This is a genomic window from Streptococcus gordonii (assembly GCF_001553855.1).
In the GTDB taxonomy this organism is placed as follows: Bacteria; Bacillota; Bacilli; order Lactobacillales; family Streptococcaceae; genus Streptococcus; species Streptococcus gordonii.
This window is the reverse complement of sequence record NZ_LQWV01000026.1, coordinates 1-321: the sequence shown is the minus strand read 5'-3', so window position 1 is coordinate 321 and position 321 is coordinate 1. Positions and strand designations below refer to the sequence as shown.

Below are 321 nucleotides of genomic sequence, written 5' to 3'. Positions count from 1 at the left end.
AAGAAGTTGTCCTCAACTTCAAGGCTAAGATCAGAGAGGGTGCAAACTTGTCAGCTTACATGAAAGCAGACAAGGCAGAAGTACCGAATAAGGCTTCTTACACAGTTGGCTTCCCTAACAAACCAGCTGTAACGAAGGACTCTAACGAAGTACCTGTCACTCCTCCATCTCCAGAACAGCCACCGATTGAAAAAGATGTGAATTCAAAACCTTCTGAAACAATTGCAGATCGAACAGAAGAATTCACATACAACATCCATACAACTATGCCTCAAGATGCGACAGGCTTTACAGTTACCGATGAATTGAAAGACGTTCTTG

1 protein-coding gene is annotated in these 321 nt (G+C 42.7%); it reads left to right on the top strand.

Annotated elements, in window-relative coordinates; translation table 11 throughout:
* On the top strand, positions 1–321 hold a 321-nt coding region (locus tag AWH02_RS06795), incomplete at both ends, for an isopeptide-forming domain-containing fimbrial protein (protein WP_145762185.1).